At 60.1% G+C, this 16,959-nt stretch carries 16 protein-coding genes; 2 read left to right on the top strand and 14 right to left on the bottom strand.

Going from position 1 to position 16,959, the window contains the following annotated elements:
• Nucleotides 1-199 precede the first annotated feature (199 nt).
• The 13 genes from BLL36_RS11215 to BLL36_RS11155 all read right to left on the bottom strand — a co-directional run bounded on the left by BLL36_RS11215 (nucleotide 200) and on the right by BLL36_RS11155 (nucleotide 13,267).
• Nucleotides 200-1,696: a YdgA family protein gene (locus tag BLL36_RS11215; protein WP_076951498.1), complete on the bottom strand. Its 1,497-nt coding sequence runs from the start codon at nucleotides 1,694-1,696 to the stop codon at nucleotides 200-202.
• Nucleotides 1,697-1,842: 146 nt separating this feature from the next.
• Nucleotides 1,843-2,475 (bottom strand): NADH:ubiquinone oxidoreductase subunit N, encoded by a 633-nt coding sequence (locus tag BLL36_RS11210; protein WP_076951497.1) that lies wholly within the window; start codon nucleotides 2,473-2,475, stop codon nucleotides 1,843-1,845.
• 92 nt (nucleotides 2,476-2,567) lie between these two features.
• On the bottom strand, nucleotides 2,568-4,010 hold the full coding sequence (locus BLL36_RS11205) for an efflux transporter outer membrane subunit (RefSeq protein ID WP_076951496.1): 1,443 nt from the start codon (nucleotides 4,008-4,010) through the stop codon (nucleotides 2,568-2,570).
• Nucleotides 4,007-4,897 carry an efflux RND transporter periplasmic adaptor subunit gene (locus BLL36_RS11200; RefSeq protein ID WP_076951495.1) on the bottom strand — a complete coding sequence of 297 codons (891 nt, stop codon included), beginning with the start codon at nucleotides 4,895-4,897 and terminating at the stop codon, nucleotides 4,007-4,009. Before BLL36_RS11200 ends, BLL36_RS11205 begins: the two co-directional genes overlap by 4 nt.
• Complete coding sequence (locus BLL36_RS11195; protein WP_012721577.1) at nucleotides 4,894-5,103, bottom strand: DUF1656 domain-containing protein; 210 nt, start codon at nucleotides 5,101-5,103, stop codon at nucleotides 4,894-4,896. Before BLL36_RS11195 ends, BLL36_RS11200 begins: the two co-directional genes overlap by 4 nt.
• Complete coding sequence (locus tag BLL36_RS11190; RefSeq protein WP_076951494.1) at nucleotides 5,100-7,178, bottom strand: FUSC family protein; 2,079 nt, start codon at nucleotides 7,176-7,178, stop codon at nucleotides 5,100-5,102. Before BLL36_RS11190 ends, BLL36_RS11195 begins: the two co-directional genes overlap by 4 nt.
• Nucleotides 7,175-7,585, bottom strand: coding sequence for a MarR family winged helix-turn-helix transcriptional regulator (locus tag BLL36_RS11185; protein WP_076951493.1), 411 nt, complete (start codon nucleotides 7,583-7,585; stop codon nucleotides 7,175-7,177). The genes BLL36_RS11190 and BLL36_RS11185 overlap by 4 nt, the downstream gene beginning before the upstream one ends.
• Nucleotides 7,586-8,348: 763 nt before the next feature.
• Entirely contained in the window at nucleotides 8,349-9,023 is a 675-nt protein-coding gene (locus BLL36_RS30445) for a hypothetical protein (protein WP_130925907.1), read from the bottom strand.
• A 126-nt stretch (nucleotides 9,024-9,149) separates the two neighbouring features.
• On the bottom strand, nucleotides 9,150-10,622 hold the full coding sequence (locus BLL36_RS11175) for a Fic family protein (RefSeq protein WP_076951491.1): 1,473 nt from the start codon (nucleotides 10,620-10,622) through the stop codon (nucleotides 9,150-9,152).
• A gap of 152 nt (nucleotides 10,623-10,774) precedes the next feature.
• Nucleotides 10,775-11,056 (bottom strand): type II toxin-antitoxin system RelE family toxin, encoded by a 282-nt coding sequence (locus BLL36_RS11170; protein WP_076951490.1) that lies wholly within the window; start codon nucleotides 11,054-11,056, stop codon nucleotides 10,775-10,777.
• Nucleotides 11,046-11,291, bottom strand: coding sequence for a type II toxin-antitoxin system Phd/YefM family antitoxin (locus BLL36_RS11165; protein WP_076951489.1), 246 nt, complete (start codon nucleotides 11,289-11,291; stop codon nucleotides 11,046-11,048). Before BLL36_RS11165 ends, BLL36_RS11170 begins: the two co-directional genes overlap by 11 nt.
• Nucleotides 11,292-11,382: 91 nt before the next feature.
• Complete coding sequence (locus tag BLL36_RS11160; RefSeq protein WP_076951488.1) at nucleotides 11,383-11,628, bottom strand: DUF2789 domain-containing protein; 246 nt, start codon at nucleotides 11,626-11,628, stop codon at nucleotides 11,383-11,385.
• A 34-nt stretch (nucleotides 11,629-11,662) separates the two neighbouring features.
• Nucleotides 11,663-13,267: a glycosyltransferase family 39 protein gene (locus tag BLL36_RS11155; RefSeq protein ID WP_076951487.1), complete on the bottom strand. Its 1,605-nt coding sequence runs from the start codon at nucleotides 13,265-13,267 to the stop codon at nucleotides 11,663-11,665.
• A 174-nt stretch (nucleotides 13,268-13,441) separates the two neighbouring features.
• On the opposite strand from BLL36_RS11155, the gene BLL36_RS11150 reads away from it, so the two are divergent.
• Together BLL36_RS11150 and BLL36_RS11145 are read left to right on the top strand one after the other, a co-directional pair.
• Nucleotides 13,442-15,610, top strand: a complete 2,169-nt coding sequence (locus tag BLL36_RS11150) for a tol-pal system YbgF family protein (protein WP_076951486.1) — start codon at nucleotides 13,442-13,444, stop codon at nucleotides 15,608-15,610.
• Complete coding sequence (locus BLL36_RS11145) at nucleotides 15,607-16,311, top strand: DUF3142 domain-containing protein (protein WP_076951485.1); 705 nt, start codon at nucleotides 15,607-15,609, stop codon at nucleotides 16,309-16,311. The genes BLL36_RS11150 and BLL36_RS11145 overlap by 4 nt, the downstream gene beginning before the upstream one ends.
• Before the next feature lie 12 nt (nucleotides 16,312-16,323).
• Here BLL36_RS11145 and BLL36_RS11140 read toward each other — a convergent pair whose 3' ends face one another.
• Nucleotides 16,324-16,893: a hypothetical protein gene (locus tag BLL36_RS11140; protein ID WP_076951484.1), complete on the bottom strand. Its 570-nt coding sequence runs from the start codon at nucleotides 16,891-16,893 to the stop codon at nucleotides 16,324-16,326.
• Nucleotides 16,894-16,959 lie beyond the last annotated feature (66 nt).

Below are 16,959 nucleotides of genomic sequence, written 5' to 3'. Positions count from 1 at the left end.
AAGACAATGCGCAGTTTCAGGCAAACCCAATTCGTCTGGTTTGGGGCCGCTTCGCAGCCCAGCGCGGGACAAGCCCGCTCACTACAGGGAGATTTTTCAGCCTTTAAAAATTGTGTAGATAGCTATGGCTATCGCAGGCAAGCCAGCTCCCACAGTTTGATTGCATTTCAATCGGGCCGCTTTGCGCGGCCCCGAGGGCTTATTGAGCGCCGCTCACCGAGCCGACCTTGGACATCACGAAGCCAATGAACTGCTCGACGGTCATCTTCTGGCCGTTGAAGGTCACTTCATTGTTGGCGTAATGCAGCTTGGACACCACGTCGCTGCCCACCAGGGTCGCCAGTTGCGTGCCAACGGCCATGCCGCTGACCATTTCGCTGGCCATCTGGGATTGCTGCTCGATGGCTTTAGGGTCGGTCACACCGCCCACCTGCGCCTGCAGGGCGGCAACGTCGGCGATCATCGGCTTGGACAGGGTCAGGTTGGCGTCCAGCAGCGCAACGATTTGCTTGCCCAGTTCAACCGGTGGCAGTTCCATGGAGGCCGGCTTGGCCAGGTCCAGCACCAGGTTGAATTTGCTCTCACCGTGGGTGGTTTTCAGCGACAGGTTTTCCAGCGCCAGGTGCGGCTTGGCGGCCAGCAACTGGTTGACGTTGGCTTCGGCCAGGGCTTGCTCGGCCTCGGTCAGTTGCAACTCCGGCACTGGCTGGCCCGCGGCGGCGGCGGCTTGCACAGGCTGCATCTTGTCCTGATACAGCTTGGTCAGCAGCAGGCTCGATGGCACATCGATGTTCTTCAGGCTCAGGGCCATGGCGGCGGAGCCGACGGGTTTGCCCTGGTAACCGATCTCGTCGATCTTGTAGTCGACGCGGCCGGCCATGATGTTGTCGTTGACTTCGCTGCTGTCTTTCTGCTCGAAGCCCTTGAGGGTCAGTACGGCTTTCTGCGGGCCGAAGGTGAGCTTGGTATCGGTCAGTTCGATGGTGTTCTGGCCGGTATAGAAGCCAAAGGTGGATTTCTCCAGGTTGCTGGCCACGGTCAGGCCGGCGAACTCGGCTTCGAACGGCGCGCCATTGGCGTCAACCACCGCCAGCTTGAGGCTATTGATGTAGCCATCAACCTTGACCTTCTTGCCTTCGGCGGTGCTGTCAAAATCCAGGTTCAGGCCGGAGAAGCTCACCGAGGACGTCGGGTCCTTGAAGTCCAGGGGCAGCAATTCGAGATTGCCACTCACCGAACGGCTGTAGCCGATATTGGCCACGCCTTTGAGCGGCGATTTGTCTTTGGCGGCGGCGAACCATTTCTCGGTGGTGGCGTTCTTTTCCAGTTCATAGTGACTGGTGGCCATGACCGGTAGCCATTTGAGCGAGACCAGGCGCGAGAATGGCAGTGGGCCGTGTTCGATGTGGTCGACGATCAACAGCTCGGGGTTCGGGTTCTGCTCGCCGAAAAACGAGCCCTGGCCCGTGAGGCGATAGTGCGCGGTGCTGCTGAACAGGCCACGGTCCAGGGACACCAGCTCCAGGGCAACGGTGCCGTCGACGCCGGCCATGGAACGTTGCAGTTCCTTGTTGGCGTCCTGCACGGCCGTCTGCAGCACCGGCTCCAACTGCTTGCCGGTATACCAGGCACCGCCTGCACTGACGACGCCCACGGCGACAACGAAACCCAAAAGAACAACGGCTGGCTTATTCATGAAGTGACCTGATCAAATCCTGTGAGAAGTGGGCTGTCTTCCTTGAACCCTGAGGGGGTTGGCTCAAGCCCGCCGAAAACGGGGGAAGATTAGCACTGGCGGGCGCGAACGGCCCAGCTTTTCAGAGGGATCGATTCAGCAGGAGTTCAGGAGTACTCCAGCTCAATTTCATCGAGCTGGTGGTCGAAGCTCTTCAGGCGCGCCGTCCAGGTGTATACCAGCACCTCGAACTCGCGGTGTATCACGGCGTTTGCGGGGGTGTCGGACTTGGGGTCGCAGAAGTCCAGCTGGTAGCGCTCGCGGGCCATTTGCGTTGCAACGTCGGACAATTCCCGCGCGTTATTCAGCCAGTGCCTACCTTCGGCAACTTGCCGGTCGAGGGCCACGCACTGTTTTTTCAGGACTTCGAGGCTTTTTTCCAGCGGCGTGCCGGTGAGGTCACCCATGACTTCCTGGAAGGTCCGCCCCGGCTGCCAATAGCTGCCCCAGAAATAGCGGTCGAACACGGTTTCGACCCGGCGCAGCGCGACCTTGGTGTCCCAGATCACCACACGGGTCTTGCCTTGCTCGAGGAGCTTTTTCTTGACCCGTTGGTTCTGGTAGGAGGCCCAGGCCACCACGCCGATGGACAGGGTGCCGATGACCAGGCAGGCGCTGTCGAGAAACACCATGGCCTTGTCGAGTTGGTGGGCAAGCATGACGCCATAGAAATACGCGGCCGATAACAGCACCAGTGCGAACAGCACGCACCAGAAAGCGGGAGCATAAGGGTTTTTCATTATTGGAATCCCCATGAGCAAACGCGAGCAGTGTCAGATGGCCGCCATTGATAAAACCAAGGCGATCCACCTGTCAAAGCATAGCTACCTGCTCAGGGTTTGCCGGGCTGTGAGGCTTGCGTTCGTCCGCTTTCCCAACCGCCGCCCAGGGCCAGGAACAGATCGATCTGGCTCATGGCAACCTGGGTGTTGGCCGCTGCCAGTTGCGCGCGCACATCGGTGTAGGTGCGGGTGGCTTGCAGGTCGGCCAGGAACGATGCGCGGCCGGCCTGGAAGAAGCGATGGGTCTGGGCCGCCGCTTCCTTGGCCGACTCGCCTGCGTCGCTGAGGGCGTCGCGACGTTGCAGTTGCGCGGTGTATTGCGCAAGGCCCGTCTGGGTTTCACGGATGGCGTTGAGCACCACGCCGTCAAAGTGCGCCAGGGCGCCCTGGGTCGCGGCCTCGGCTTCGTGGATGCGCGCCCGGGCGCCATTGGTCGGCACCGTCCAGCTGATCATCGGGCCAAAACCCCAGCGGTTGGTCGCCGGTTGGCCAAGGTTGTCGAGCAGACCCACGGTGCCCACCGTGGCGCCGATGCTGATGTCCGGGTAAAGCGCGCCGGTGGCCACGCCGATGCGCGCGGTGGCCGCGGCGAGTTGGCGTTCGGCCTGGCGCACATCCGGGCGGCGCTTGAGCAGCGTCGCGCCGTCACCTACCGGCAGCAGCTGGGCGATGTGGGGCAGTTCGGCGCAGGTGTTGGTGCCCGCTGGCAATTGGTCCACCGGCTTGGCCAGCAGCATCGACAGGCGAAACAGCCCGGCCTGGCGCAACGCCTGGTAGCGCGGCATGTCGGCGCGCAGGGATTTGTATTGGGTTTGCGAGCGCGTCACCTGGGTTTCATCGCCGCGCCCGGCGTCCCGCAGGCGCTGGGTCAGTTTCGTGCTCTGGGCTTGCAGCTCAAGGGATTGGTTAGCGATCGCCAGCTCTTCGTTCGCCGCGCACACTTGGGTGTAGGACCGCACAACGTCCGCCACCAACGTGATGCGCGCGATATCGGCGGCGGCCTGCGCGGCATCGGCGCTGGCCTGGGCGCTTTCGATGCCGCGTTGCAAGGTGCCGAACAGGTCGAATTGATACGACGTGGTGATACCAACGCTGCCGATGTTATCCACCGGGACTTTGTCAGCCAGCAAAAACGCTTCGCCGGACTCCTGCAGGCGCTGGGCTTCTGCCTTGGCGCCGGCGCTCCAGCCACCCGCCGATTGCGCTTGCTGGGTCTGAAAGCGCGCCCGCTGCAGGTTGGCGGCGGCCACGCGCAGGTCGGTGTTGGACGCCATGGCCTGGCGCACCAGCTCATCCAGGCGCGGGTCCTTGTACAGTTTCCACCAGTCCACCGGCACCGGCGCCGACACTACATTGCCGCCCTTGCCTGCCAACTCTCCTTGCAGGTCACTCCGGTTGATGGCGGCCTTGTCCGGCAATTGGTAGTCCGGGCCCACCGCTTGGCAGGCCGTCAGCAGCAAACCCAGCGCGGCGCTTGCCAGCAGCTGCTTCATGGCGTGCCTCCGTCTTTAACCTTATCGCCAATGATCGAGACGGTCGCGGTTCGCCCGGCGATCATGCGGAAGTCCGGCGGCACCTCGTCAAACGCGATGCGCACCGGAATCCGCTGGGCCAGGCGCACCCAGCTGAACGCCGGGTTGACGTTGGGCAACAGGTTGGAGCCGCTGCTGCGGTCGCGGTCTTCGATACCGGCGACGATGCTCTGCACATGGCCGCGCAGGCGGGCGTTGTCGCCGATCACGCGGATGTCCACGTCCATGCCGACATGGATGCCGTCGAGCTTGGTCTCTTCGAAGTAGCCGTCGATATGGAACGAGTTGCTGTCCACCACCGACAACACCGGACGCCCGGCGGTGACGAATTCCTGGGTGCGCGGCGCCCGGTCGTTGACGTAGCCGTCGACGGGGCTGCGGATTACCGAGCGGTCGAGGTTGAGCTGGGCCGAATCCACCGTTACCTGGGCCTCGGCCAGGGCCGATTGGGCACGGGCGACGCGCGACTGGCTTTCTTCCAACTGCTCGCTGGGCACCAGGTTGCCCAGGCCAAGGTTACGCTTGTACTCGCGCTGGGCCTGGGCCAGGGTTTCCTGGCGGTCGGCGACGGCGGCCTGGGCCTGGCGCAGGGCCAGCTTGAAACGGTCCTGGTCGACGGCGAACAGCACCTGGCCTTTGGTCACCAACTGGTTGTCGCGCACGTCGACGCGCTGGATCAGCCCGGACACGTCCGGGGCGATCTGCACGATGTCGGCGCGGATGTGGCCGTCACGGGTCCAGGGCGCGAACATGTAGTACATGACCATGCGCCACACAACGACGACCGCAAACGTCACGATCAATAGCGTGAGGACCACACGGCCGATGGTCAAAAAAGGTTTTTTCATGTCATCAGGTATCGACTGAGTGAGTCCACCGCGCCCAGCAACAGCGCGTATAGCCCCACATTGAACAATGCCCGGTGCCAGACCAGGCGATAGAAGTGGACGCGGGTCAACAGCCCGTGCACCACCAGGAACAACACGTACGTAATGCCCATCAGCACCAGCAGCGTGGGCAGGAACACCCCACTGATATCCAGATCACCGATCATAAAGGCGCTCCATCAGGCAGCGGCGCTTGCAGCTCGGCGCCGCCAATGAATTCCACGCCCGGCAACAGCGCCAGGCGCAAACCGGCCAGCGCGTGCAGTAAGTGCAGGCGGGTGTCGTCTTCGTCTTGCAGGCCTTGCCCGTTGAGGGCGCGACGCGTGCGGTCCAGCGTCATCAGCAGACCGCTGGGCGCCGGCAGGCGTTCACCGGCCTTGAGGCAGGCCTTGAAATAGCCGCCCACGCCTTCCACCACTTGGTTGAGCAGCACCCGTGGCACACCGAGCACGCGCGGCGAATAGGCCAACAGGTCAAGCAGGTTCAGCGCCACGCGCAAATCGCGCAGGGCGGTGCCGGTGTCCTGGTTGATCAGCGCCAGGCGCGGCAGGTGCTGCATCAGGCGGTCGAGCATTTGCGCGGCCATGTGCCGGTGTTCGGCGAGGGTCGCCGGCTCGGTGAGGCTGACGATGTCGCGCCAGCTGAAACGGGTCAGGCGCTTGGCCGCCAGCTCGGCACCGAAGGGCCGCGCGATCAGCGTCCACACAAAGGCAAACAGCAGGCCCACGGGACCGGCCAGGTTGACGTTGGCGAAGTTGAGGAAGTCGGCGTCATAGGCGCCCTGGATGCTGATAAATGACGAGGTGTTCACCAGCGTCAGCAACATGCCCAGGTAAAAGCGCGGCTGCACGGTGAGCGTGCCGATGCAGATAAACGGCACGGCAAACGCCAGCACCAGCATCGGGAAATCGTGCAGGTTGGGCAGTACCAGGAACAGATAGAGGCTGGCGAACAGCACCGACATGGCCGTCCAGAAAAAGAACCGGTAGATCTGCGGCGCCGGGTCGTCCATCGAGGCGAAAAAACTGCAGGCGACGGCGGCCAGGATCACCGCGCTGCCGCCGTCGGTCCAGCCGAGCAAAATCCACAGCACCGAGGCGACGATGATCGCAGTGACGGTGGAAAACGCCGAGTAGAACATCAGCCCACGGTCGAGGAACGGCGTGAGCCGGCCCAGGCGCCAGTGGCGATAGACGGCGCGCCAGGTGTCCTGGCTTTCGCACTGGATGGCAGCTTGCAGGCTACGGCAGTCCTGCCACAGGTCGATCCATTCAGCCAACCGGTAAAGGGCGTTGGAGAAGAGCAGCGTGTGGCGGTCATCCAGCGCTTCGCCCTGGGGTTGGGCGGCGTCGATCTTGTCGCGCAGCACGCGCCAGCGTTCGACGGGGGCGTTTTCTGTAGTGCTTTCCAGCCAGGCACTGGCGGCTCCCAGCAGCGGCGTGAACTGATCGAGAAACTCCGGTGCACGGTGTTCGATGGCGTAGATCGCGTCGTCCAGGGCGTCGATCACCGGCAGCAGGTGAATCATCCGCCCACGCAACTCCTTGGTATTACGCACCGTCTGCGGCCGGGCGCCTTCGTGGGGCAACTGGCCGATCATCAATTCGAGGGTGTTGAAGGTGGCGACCATGCCGCCGCGCAGGGTGCTGATTTCTTCAGGCTCAACCGTGCGCGTGAGGAAGCGCCGGCTGTAGACCTTCGCGTCGGCAAACCACTTGGCCACCGAGCCGTCGAACACCGGCATCAGCCGGCGCGGCCAGAACATCGCGCCCACCACCGCCGCCACGGCGATGCCGAGGAAGATCTCTTCGGTGCGCGCCTCGGCCACGTCCCACACCGCCAGCGGGTTATCCACCACCGGCAGGGCGATCAGCGGCAAGGTATAGCCAGCGAGCATCAGGGCGTAATTGTTGGCGGTACGCAGGTGCATCGACAGAAACAACAGCGTGCCCGTCCACAGCGCAATCACCACCACCAACAGGTACGGCGACTGCACAAACATCGGCACGAAAATCACCGCCGCCGCCGCGCCCATGAAGGTGCCGATGGCGCGGTACAGCGCTTTGGAACTGGTAGGGCCGACAAACGGGCTCGACACGATATACACCGTGGCCATCGCCCAGTACGGACGCGGCATTTGCATGAGCATGGCGATGTACAAGGCGATCATCGACGCGGCGAAGGTACGAACCCCGTAGAACCAGTCTTTGGCAGGCGGCATGCCGGTGAAGAAACCCTTCACGGCGTCGCCGCCTCGAAAGCGCGCAACACACGCAGCGCGGCCTCCAGATCGTCGGGCGCGATATTCACCAGGACGTCCTTGCGCAGGCGCACCAGTTGCACTTCCACCGCGCGTACCAGTTCGCGGCCACGCTCGGTAAGGCTCAATGACTTGGCGCGGCGATCATGGATGTCTTCGGTGCGGCACACGTAGCCGTCGGTACACAGCCGGTCGAGCAGGCGCACCAGCGACGGGCTTTCCATGCCCGAGGCCTGGGCGACTTTTACTTGGTGCACACCGTCGCCCAAGCGGCCGATCATCAGCAACGGCACGGCGCAGGCTTCGGAGATGCCATAGCTCACCAGCGTGCTCTGGCAGATTTTGCGCCAGTTACGGGCGCCTACCACCATGCTGCTGCTGAGGTTCATCTGGAGTTGTTCGAGAGAATGAGGCACTGGATCGTTCGCATACAGTTAGTTTGCTAACTATCAATATGATGGAGTGATGCAAACGCGTCAAGTTTTGAAACAATTTAGCGGATCGGTGGTGGGAGGTGTGATAAGTAAAGCGCATTTGAGTGCAGGTGCTGAATTTTCAGCGATAGCCGCAACACCACAGAATCCAGTGTGGGAGCGGGCTTGCTCGCGAATGCAGTGTGTCAGTCACTGCATTCGTTGACTGAATCACCGCATTCGCGAGCAAGCCCGCTCCCACATTTAGATCTGCATTGATTTCAGGTTTGCTGCTCGGTCTGACCATCCAGGCGAAGCTTAAAGCGTCAGCATTTTCTGCTCCATCGCCACACGCTCCAGACTTTTAGAATCTCCGACGCGCCGATCAATCCAGCCATTAGCAGCACGCTGTAATGCGGGAAGATTCGAGCGCCTATTAACAGGAGTGAAATGGATGGAATAACGAGCACAAGCCGTAAAGGCGTTTGAAAAACGACAAGCCACCGGACTGAATTTTTTTGAAGAAAAAACATCGCACACGATGCGAATAGTGATACGTGTAAAACTAACGCGAACACAAAAAAATACACTTGCACGGCACTGTGCTCCTGCAAAACCTGTGAAGCGCTTATCAAGTCATTCAAATACGGAATTCTATTATTAAAAAAACTATTGATTGAGTACCAAATGAGATATATCGCATCCATCGCCCCCCACAACAACCAAATTTTGCGATGGCTCATTTTGTACCACCCTTTGTTTCATAAGCCTCATCTGGCGTTACTGGCTGCCAATGCCAGGATTTCCCCCCGACCTGCCACTTGTCCTCGCCTTCCAAAAACCGTTGTGGCGTATGCCGGAGCTCACCATATCGACGTATGGCAGAGTCAGCGATGCGGTGCTCTTCGAAATCATTCAGTGGTACCCAGTGCTGTATAAGTGTCCTGGTCGTATTTGCTAAATCTTTGCCGTCAGAACCAAATACTCGGCCTTGATCACCCATAGAACTTAATCGATTGGCGGCTATAATTGCGGTGTTTTTCACTCCGTCGTAATCAATGCTAAAAAATGCCCATTTGCCCGGCCCTACCACCTCCTCGCTATCACGCTGCCCGGAAGAAAATCCTACTGGGATACATCGCCTGGCTTTCATGTCATTTAAAGCACCCGCCCGCTCTGAGATAAGCAACCACTCTCCTTTTTTAATTTTTTCAAGTACCCCACTTCGTTCATTCCACGCTACACACGAACTCAAACGTATACCACACTCACGGATGAGCTCAGCCAAACCAGGCAAACTGGAAGTATAGGAAAGATGAGACTCAACAATTGACGTCGCAAAAAAAGGACTTACAAACTCAATCGTCGAGGGGTCAAGACTCTGTAATGTTCCGCGCGGAATCAGCTTTTGCATGTAGTATCACTTATCAATAGGAAGTAATCCTTTGATAAGAAAAAGCGTCTGCGCTAGCTATCGTCCGTTTCCCCTAAAGAAATAGGACGTTTCCGATATTTTCCACGGAATATCGGAATTGCCCTCTTACTCCCCCATCAACCTCAGGGTCTCCTCCTCAATAAACTCAAACACCTCCTCCGGCACGCTGTACTGGAACTGCTTGCGCCGATGCTTCGACACCTTGCCCTCGTTATCCAGGCACATCATCACCAGCTTCGACAGATCACTGCCGCGCACGTCAAAGCGCTGGTTTACCGCCTTGATCACCCGGTCATAGCGGTCGAGAAATTCGGTCTCTTCGCGCAGTTCCACTTCCAGCGCGCGGCGGGCCATTTGCAATGTGAATTCGACGCAGTGGGTGGCGTTCCAGTAGCGGTAGATCGAGGGGTGGCCGATGAAGTCGAACGCCATGTGGTCGGCGTCCAGCCAGGTAACGTTCCAGAATTCTCGCGTTGGTTGGGAGAAGGTTTTCAAGGCTTGCAGGTAGGCTTGTTCTTCATGCTTCATGGCGACGGAAACCGGCAACAGCAGGCCATTTTCCAATGCGCCCTGGTGGCATAAGGTCTGGTGGATCAGGAAGCGCGACAGGCGACCATTTCCATCCATGAATGGATGCAGGAACACAAAGCCGAACGCGGTAACCGCCGCCACTATCAAAGGGTCGACCTCGCGCACAGGTTGATTGGCAAAAGCCATCAGCTCTTCCATCAACTCGTGGCACAACGCAGGGGGCGGCGGCACATAGCTGACGCCCGCTGCGCCACGCAGGCCGTTGTGCAGGTGATTTTGTTCGTGGCGAAATGCGACCGCTTTGTCGAAGGGGTTGGAGACGGTGCTGTTTTGCAGCTCGACCAGATAGTCCTCGGTAAGCAGGCGCCCTTCGTGGGCTTGGCGCAGCAGTTGAACGAAACGTCGGGACTTTTCTTCGCTGGGCTGCTCTTTTTCGATGGCAAACGAGTCGCGGGTTTCATGCAGGTAGGCCCACTGGATCGCGCGGTCCATCATTTCGGGCGGCAGGGTGGCCATGAAGGATTTGGCGCGGCCGAGGATGTCGAGGCCAAGCAGAGTGTCGATTTCTGGCGTACGCTCGACCGTCGCGCAATAAGCCAAAGACCCCAAACCATTGAAGTCGATGCGCCAACGGGAATTTCGCGTCGAAGGGCCCGTCACATAGCGCTGCGGGTCGAACAGTGGAGCAACACGGCTGTTGATCGGTTTGCTGTAATCCAGACGCCGTAGGATCATGCCTTCCCATAGATAACAGACCTTGCGAATGAACACGCCGTTAGGGGCTTTTTCCAGTTCCCGCAGCAGTTGGTCTGCCGTGACGGCTTCAAGCGCCTGAGCCAGGATGCCGAGGTTGACGCCTTCATGCTTGAGGGCGAAAAGAATATGGTCGAGTACCGAGCCAGCCGAAGGGGCAACGGCGTGCGGAACCGCCAGGCAATCACCAATCATCGAAATCCGAGTGACAGGCTTGATCATCGCAACACGCATAGGAGCGATGGCTTTCAGCCCGAGCGATTGATGGAGATGAGCATAACCAACCAGAGACATCGCGAAGCCTCAGAAAAAGTTCACATACGCGATTAAAGCCCAGATTTTTTCAACGCTCATAAGTTTTTTTCAATTTTCCCCACTTTTGTTAATTTTTTTGCACCCCTGGCCACTCAATGCAAATAACGCCAACCGTGCCCAACTCTGCGGCCTCAACGCTTTTTCGCGCGATCATAAACATCGCTACGCTCACGCTTGCCTACCGCAACAACCGAAACCACGACTCGCGCGTCAATCACCTGATAAACCAAACGGTACCCAGAGGCCTTCAGTTTGATTTTGTAACAGTCGGGCATCCCATGCAGGGCGTCCGGGGGGACGCGGGGTAGCGTAAGACGCTCCACCAGTTTCTTTTTGAACTGCTCGCGTACAGTGTGCCCAAGCTTGTCCCACTCCTTGCGAGCGGAGGGCAGGAATTCGAGCTTATAGGTCATCCAGATTTACCGGTACAGGCGTCTCATGGCTGCGCGAGCGGACAAGTTCCGCCAATTCCAAGTCATCCAGACGTTCCATCATCGCTTCAAAGACGTGGGCAGGAACCATATAGCCCATCACACGATTGTGATTGAGCACGGCAACCGGCCCACCATGGGCGCCATTCATCACAGCAGAGGGGTTTTTTTTAAGTTCGGAAACACTGACGGCCATGTCGGCCAGAACATTTTGCATAATTAAGACCTCAATAAGGTCTTTATTCTGGTCTATTTTTGTGCAAGCCGGCAACTCTGAAAATCGGGTTTATAGACCACGACTAACACTTTCAAACCCCTCGCCCGCCCCGCAGCATCAGATTCAACTCATCCACCACCACCGCCCAATCCGCATCGTCCAGAATCTCCTCGCGCAAAAACGCTCTCTGGCTATCTGTCCAGAAGAACGCATCCGCCAGTTTCAACTCCGGCTTGAGCGGCGAGTGAACCGTCACGAATTTCTCGATGCTCACCGGGTCATCCGGTAGCCCAAGCTGTTTGAACAGTGACGGCAGGCTATGCATGCTTGATTCCATAATGGGACTCCTGAGCGCAAAGAATTATTTCAGTCTAGCGGCAGCCTTCGGGTTGCGCCGACGCAACATTGCACAACAAGAACAATCGCGCCCTGGCGCCGCCGCCCTCCTGGCGACTGAGTTCGCGCCAGCCAGGGGGCAATGGGGCGAATTCATCTGGCGCCTCAACGCTGCTGATCAGCCACACGCGACGGGCCTCCGCGGGCAGCGCCGACAGGTGGTCGAGGTAGATGCGGCCGCCGTCCTGGTCCACCAGAGTGCCGAAACCATAAGCGTTGGGCCGGGTTGGCGTGCCGTCGGGTTTGGGCGGGGTATACAGCTGCAATTGAGCGTCGGTCTGGTCGTAATACACGTAGCTCAAGTACCACATCATGTCGCTGAGGACGATGCGGTCGCCTTCCTGGTAATTGCGGTTGACGAATTCCACCGGCACGTTGAATTGATCATGCTCATCCACCGCGAAATTGTTTTTCAACCCGACCAGTTCCACGCCAACGAACAGCACAAACAGTGCCGCCCCCAGCAGAGAAAAGCGTGAAGGCAAGCGGTCGATTGCGATCGCGAAAAGGATCGGCAAACCCAAGGCGTACACCGTCAGGTAACGCTCGATAAATACCGGGGAAATAAAAGACACCCCGTACACCAACAACAGCGGCAACAGGAAAAACAGCGCCAACAGGCTGGCCGGACGGTAGCGTTCGCGGTCACGCCAAGCGGCAGTCAGGACAACAGCCACCAGCAGCAATGGAAACAGCCAGAACAACGGTGCCCAGAACCCAATGCCTTCATCCTGCAGCATGAACTGCCAGATCATCGACGGCAGCGAGAGCAGGTTGACCGGCTCTTCCCAGCCGATGTCGCCACCCACCTTGAGTTGTTCGACGTGCTGCACCAGATCCAGCAGGTTCGGTAGCCACGGCAGGAACAACAGCACAATCGTGGCGTTGGCCACCCACCATGCCGGGCGCGTGATCAGGCGCTGTTCACGCGCCGTTGTGACACCCAGCACGCTTAGGTAGCTCCAATGCACCAGCACGCACAGCGCGGTGAAGTAATGGGTATAGAAACCAGCGCTCATCAACACGACATACGCCGCCAGATAGCGCGTGCGCTCGGGTTGCCGCACCCAGTACACCAGCGCCAGCGTGGCGCCCAGCAACCACACGGCCAGCAGCGAATACATGCGCACTTCCTGGCTGTAGCGCACCGCCGTCGGCAGCAGCGCCAGCAGGATCCCCGCCAGCACCGCCGCACGCCGAGTGGACAATTGCCGTGTCAGCCAGACGCCCAGCCCTACGGCAATCACACCGGGAATGGCGCTCATGCCGCGAATCGACCAGATACTGTCGCCGAACAGCTCGATCCAGCCGCGCAACAGGAAAAAGTACAGCGGAGGGTGCACGTCGTGCGCCGCGTGGAACCACAAATCGGCCAACGCGTATTCGCTGAGCAACAGGCTGGAGCCTTCATCGCCCCAAATGGCCGCTGCCGTCAGGTTGTAGAATCGCAGCGCGATAGCCAGTGCCAGGATCGGTACCCACCAGAGTCGGCTGATCCAACCGGCACCTTCCCAAGTGAGGCGGTTGAGTGCGGGGAATGTCCCGACCTTTTCGTTTCGCTCTAGCACAGACCGACGCACCTTGATTCCCCAACCCTTGATTGCCTGAATGCAAACACCGCCACTCTAGGGCAAAAGCCCTTGCTTCGCCCTCATAGACCGACAATTCGACAATTTGTGCAGGGCTTCTCCGAAGCGGTGGTAGGAACACGCTACTATTGCCCTCCTCCACGGACTCAGGCTCAAGGACACGTCATGCGCATCGGTTTTCTGTCACCCCTGGCACTGGCACTGCTCGCCGGAATTTCCCAACAGGCCCAGGCCAGTTCCGATGACTCGTGCTACCCCGATTGGCGGGTCGCGCGTGACAGCCTCGACTCATGCAGCAACCAACCCTTCCTCAGCCCGGGCAACGACAGCCGCGTCAACCTGCGCCTGTTGCTGGCGGACAAAAATGCTGCGCCCCTGACGCCCAACGCCTTGAGCGAAGATGACCTGGCCCAGGGCTTTGGCCCGGTGCCCTTCCCGGTCTATCGCCTGGCGCCCGTGCCCGCAACGAACGACGAACCCGACAGCGCGCCGGATGATTCGCGCACCGCTGAACTCGACACGTTGCTCCAACCGTTGGGCATTAAGCGCGACGACTACAAAACCGCAGGCGAAGCGTTCCTCAGCGGTGAAGGCAGCCGCTGCCGCAGCAACGACGATGACAGCGCCACTGCGTTTATCAGCCAGGTGATCAAGGCCGATATACCGGCGACCGAACGCGAGTTGCTGGTAAAGGCACGCCTGAAACTGCTCACCGCCTGCTCCTGGGACGGCCAGGTGGCGGACGCCCAGCAGATCCAGTCGAGCGAAGGACAACGGTTGCGCACTTACCTGCAAGCCGCCGCCGACTTTTACAGCGGTCGCTTTGGTTACGCCGAACGCGGTTTTGCCGCCGCCAGCACGAGCAATCTGCCTTGGCTGCAGCAGACTGCGCTGTACATGACCGCGCGCACCTCCTTGAACCAGGCCCAGGCTGAAGCCTTCGACGAGTACGGCATGCCGCGCCTGGAGCAGGTGGACAAGTCGGCGCTGAGCGATGCCGAACAGGGCTTTCTCAATTACCTGAAACAATATCCACAAGGCGACTACGTGGCCTCTGCCCGCGGCCTGTTGCGCCGCGTGTATTGGCTGGCGGGGGACAACACCAAACTCGCCGAGGCCTACGCCTGGGCGATGACCGCGGCAACGAACGCGCAGCGCAATGTGTCCGTGGATGAACTGGTGGAAGAAGCTGACCTCAAGCTGTTGATGGTCAATAGCCAGACCGTCACTACGCCAATGATCCAACTCGTCAGCGACCTGATGGTGATGCGCGGTGGCAACCAACCCGCCCTTTCCCGCGCCGACCTGGAGAAGCAAAAAGCCGCGTTCGTCGGCGCGCCGCAACTGTACGACTACCTGCTGGCGACGCATGCGTTGTATACCGAACATCAGCCGGACGCCGCGTTGAAACACTTGCCGCAGAGCGTGCCGACGAGCCTGGACTACTTCGCCTTCAGCCAGCAGACCCTGCGCGCCCTGGCCCTGGAAGCCAAGCAAGACTGGAAAGGCGCCGAAGCGCTCTGGCTGCAACTGCTGCCCCTGGCGAAACTGCCATTGCAACGCGACCAGTTGGAATTGGCCCTGGCCATGAATTATGAGCGCAGTGGCCAGTTGGCCAAGGTCTTCGCCGCCGACTCACCGATCAGCGCCAGGCAAGTGCGCTATATCCTGTTGCGCAACGTGGCGGGCCCCGAGCTGCTGCGCCAGCAGATCGGCCAGGCGAGCGATCCGGTGGAGCGCCAGACGGCGCAGTTCGTGCTGCTCTACAAAGACCTGCTGCGCGGCCAGTACGCCACCTTCGCCGACGACCTCAAGCAACTGCCGGCCGCTGCTCCGGAAGACAAACTGGGCACCAGCCTGGGCTACGTCTACGGCGCCAGCCAGACCTTGAAGCTGTTCCAGTGGAACGGCGACAAGGCCGAGTCCGGCTATGCCTGCCCAAGCATCGCGCAAACCGCCGCGACCTTGCAGGGCGATGCCAAAAACCCACAGGGCCTCAATTGCATGGGCGAGTTCATCCTGCGCAACGGCCTGGACGGCATGCCGTTGGAACAGGCACGCGCTGCCGGCAGCCTGGGCAGCAGCGCGTCGGACTTCAAGGGTGAAACGTTCTCGCGCCTGGACGGCTACAAACAGGTGATTGGTAACGCCAAGGCGCCGAAGAATGACAGGGCCTACGCGCTGTTCCGCGCCATCAACTGCTATGCGCCTTCCGGCTACAACAGCTGTGGCGGCCAGGATGTCACGCCGGCAGTGCGCAAAGCCTGGTTCCGTCAGCTCAAAAGCAGCCACGCCGACACCCAGTGGGGCAAATCGCTGCAGTACTACTGGTGAAGCACCTCTGGCTAGGCTTGCTGTTGCTGGCAAGCCCGGCTTTCGGCGCCGTTGACGCCCGCGACTATGATGCCTTCTGGCTGTGGAGCGGCGTCACGCCACAACCGGTGCTCAAGCAGGCCAAAACGCTGTATATCCTCCAGGGCCAGATCAACTCCACCCGCCGCGCCCCGCAGCGTGGGGTGCAGATGATCGCCCAAGGCATCAGCGTGCCGCGCCTGACCCAGGGCGACATCTGGATCGTCTACCGCGCCCACACCCTGCACTGGCCCGAGCAGGTGTACCGCCAATTGTTCGGCCAGGTGCAACGCTGGCGCGACGCAGGCAACCCGGTAGTCGGCATTCAGATCGATTTCGACGCCCGCACCCAGTACCTGCACGAATACGCCCACTTCCTGCGCGACCTGCGCCAGCGCCTTCCCAGCGACCTGCGCCTGAGCATCACCGGCCTGATGGACTGGAGCAGCAACGCCGACCCCGCCGCCATCGCCCAGCTCAAGGGCGTGGTGGATGAAGTGGTGGTGCAGACCTATCAGGGGCGCCACAGCATCCCGGATTACGCGGCGTACCTGCCACGCATGAATCGCCTGGGGCTGGCGTTCAAGATCGGCTTGATTCAGGGTGGGACGTGGGAGGAACCGAAGTATCTGCAAGGGAGTGAGTGGTTTCGAGGGTATGTGGTGTTTTTGCAAAACCCTTGAAACGTGGGCCCCTCATCCGGCGCCCCAGACACCTGCTATAACAAGCAACCCCCACCCCAATAGCCCAGCCGCTATTCCAAGCCAATTGGCACGCGTCAGGCCCGCGTTTCCCTCTCCCTCCGGATCGCGTTCCAAGTGATTGATCGCACACTGCAACTGCAATGCGAGCGCCACTTGCAACACGGCGATGCAGGCCGCTACAGCAAGTGCCGCAAACGGTGAGAGCAGCCACAACACCGTGAGGGGCAAACACCCACACACAAAGATCATCACCGCCAGGCAACGCGGCCACCAGTAATAGGCGGATTCACCCTGTTCCAGTTCCTGCATCACGCGAAGAATGAGCGAGCAGAAGTAGCACGCCGGGAACAGCACCCGAACCCAGGGCCACAGCCGTTTGCCGCTAGCTTGCTGATAAAGCGTCCATTGGCGGTAGAGCCAGTAAACAAAGTAGCCGCCCAGCGTCAGCAACACCATGGAGAGAAATTTGCGCGGAGCCACGACCAAAAACACGGGTTGGCGAACCGGCATCCAGCTCAGACGGGACTGCGGCGTGGCGTAAGGATTTTCGGCGATGGACATAGGCAGTTCTCGCGAGGTTAGCCAATGAAAAGCTAACGCTCGCGAGACGTTTAGGGTTCACCCACG

This window comes from Pseudomonas cedrina subsp. cedrina (assembly GCF_001983175.1).
In the GTDB taxonomy this organism is placed as follows: domain Bacteria; phylum Pseudomonadota; class Gammaproteobacteria; order Pseudomonadales; family Pseudomonadaceae; genus Aquipseudomonas; species Aquipseudomonas cedrina.
The sequence above is the reverse complement of the archived record's forward strand: the minus strand, read 5'-3'. Positions and strand labels throughout refer to the sequence as shown.

What these genes read in the sequence shown, in the direction of transcription:
- BLL36_RS11215 (WP_076951498.1), bottom strand. Translation starts at nt 1,696, where the DNA reads ATGAATAAGCCAGCCGTTGTTCTTTTGGGTTTCGTTGTCGCCGTGGGC.
- BLL36_RS11210 (WP_076951497.1), bottom strand. Translation starts at nt 2,475, where the DNA reads ATGAAAAACCCTTATGCTCCCGCTTTCTGGTGCGTGCTGTTCGCACTG.
- BLL36_RS11205 (WP_076951496.1), bottom strand. Translation starts at nt 4,010, where the DNA reads ATGAAGCAGCTGCTGGCAAGCGCCGCGCTGGGTTTGCTGCTGACGGCC.
- BLL36_RS11200 (WP_076951495.1), bottom strand. Translation starts at nt 4,897, where the DNA reads ATGAAAAAACCTTTTTTGACCATCGGCCGTGTGGTCCTCACGCTATTG.
- BLL36_RS11195 (WP_012721577.1), bottom strand. Translation starts at nt 5,103, where the DNA reads ATGATCGGTGATCTGGATATCAGTGGGGTGTTCCTGCCCACGCTGCTG.
- BLL36_RS11185 (WP_076951493.1), bottom strand. Translation starts at nt 7,585, where the DNA reads ATGAACCTCAGCAGCAGCATGGTGGTAGGCGCCCGTAACTGGCGCAAA.
- BLL36_RS30445 (WP_130925907.1), bottom strand. Translation starts at nt 9,023, where the DNA reads ATGCAAAAGCTGATTCCGCGCGGAACATTACAGAGTCTTGACCCCTCG.
- BLL36_RS11175 (WP_076951491.1), bottom strand. Translation starts at nt 10,622, where the DNA reads ATGTCTCTGGTTGGTTATGCTCATCTCCATCAATCGCTCGGGCTGAAA.
- BLL36_RS11170 (WP_076951490.1), bottom strand. Translation starts at nt 11,056, where the DNA reads ATGACCTATAAGCTCGAATTCCTGCCCTCCGCTCGCAAGGAGTGGGAC.
- BLL36_RS11165 (WP_076951489.1), bottom strand. Translation starts at nt 11,291, where the DNA reads ATGCAAAATGTTCTGGCCGACATGGCCGTCAGTGTTTCCGAACTTAAA.
- BLL36_RS11160 (WP_076951488.1), bottom strand. Translation starts at nt 11,628, where the DNA reads ATGGAATCAAGCATGCATAGCCTGCCGTCACTGTTCAAACAGCTTGGG.
- BLL36_RS11150 (WP_076951486.1), top strand. Translation starts at nt 13,442, where the DNA reads ATGCGCATCGGTTTTCTGTCACCCCTGGCACTGGCACTGCTCGCCGGA.
- BLL36_RS11140 (WP_076951484.1), bottom strand. Translation starts at nt 16,893, where the DNA reads ATGTCCATCGCCGAAAATCCTTACGCCACGCCGCAGTCCCGTCTGAGC.